Consider the following 1,301-nt stretch of genomic DNA (forward strand, 5'->3'; position numbering starts at 1 on the left):
TTTTCTTTTCGCATAAAATGACGAGATCATCAGCATAACGAACCAGTGTGCCAATATGGGTGAATTTCTTCTCCCATATGGAATCGAGACTAGTTTAGGTAGATATTCGCAAGTAATGGGGAAATCACGCCGCCTTGGGGGCTTCCGATTTCCGAGTCACGGAACAGGCCTTCTTCCATGACTCCAGCTTCCAGCCACTTTCGGATGAGTTTCAACACTCTTCGGTCGCTTACCCGTTGTTCCACAAGCTTGAGCAATTTGTCATGCGGGATATTGTTGAAGTACCCGGTGATATCCACATCCACCACCCAATACACTCTCCCATAGTTCACCGTCTTGTGTATCCGCTCAATCGCTTGCTTTGCGCTCCGCTTCGGTCGAAACCCGAACGAACAATCTTTGAAGTCCGCCTCGAATATCGCCTAAAGGACCATTTTCGTTGCCATTTGTACCAGTCTATCCCGGATGACAGGTATTCCTAACGGGCGCGTTTTCCCATCGCCCTTCGGTATGTCCTTCCTTCGTACTGGCTTGGGATGATAGGCATTCTCCAGCAACTGTTGTTGCGTATCTCTCACGAATTGCTCTTCTCCGTATTCCTGTACAATGTGTTGAATCGTCATACCATCGATTCCTGCACTCCCTCGGTTTGCCTTGACTCGCTTCCATGCTTCCCACATGATGTCTGGTCTGCACACTTTGTCGTACAGTGCATGAAACCTGCGCTTGGCATTCGCCTTAGCCGCAAGGTAGAGGGTTCTTTGGAGTTCTTGAACTTTTACTTTGGTGTAGTTAGCAGATTTCACTGCATTCACTCGCTCTTACCTCCTTCGATACCCGTGAGCAAAGTAAGGGTGCTTTCCTCCCCCAGGTTGTGTTGTCCTGGGTTCACAGGTACTACCACCCTTTCCGACTCCCTTCTCGCCGCTGGCCATTTCACCCCATTGGGCTTGGAATTCGTTCAATATTTATAAATAAACTCTTTTTTTCTATAGTATCACGATACTGTTCCAACCTCGCTATCATCCCACGAATTAATCCATGGGCTCTCTCGCTCGGAAAATCTGTAATAATTGTATTCCATTCTCTTCATATCACCTTTAAAGATCATTAACAGAAAATCCACCCGTCGGATTATATTTCAATGTACAATGGGGTGTAGGTAGACGGCATTTAGGTTGTTACATCAAGGCCTACTAATACAAAAAAAGAGGAAGGAAGCGTAAAGAAATGAAAAATGTGGAGTGTAATACCAAACCTGTATCAGACTCTTCCGACATAAAGAAAAGTGTGCCGTGGAT

2 protein-coding genes are annotated in these 1,301 nt (G+C 46.0%); both read right to left on the reverse strand.

The genetic code is table 11. From position 1 onward, the window contains the following. Positions 1 to 89: 89 nt before the first annotated feature. Entirely contained in the window at positions 90 to 419 is a 330-nt protein-coding gene (locus ABLT31_RS38670) for a reverse transcriptase domain-containing protein (protein ID WP_367761026.1), read from the reverse strand. A gap of 3 nt (positions 420 to 422) precedes the next feature. After that, on the reverse strand, positions 423 to 815 hold the full coding sequence (locus ABLT31_RS38675; protein ID WP_367761025.1) for a hypothetical protein: 393 nt from the start codon (positions 813 to 815) through the stop codon (positions 423 to 425). Between the last annotated feature and the right edge of the window lie 486 nt (positions 816 to 1,301).

The organism is Ammoniphilus soli (assembly GCF_040813775.1).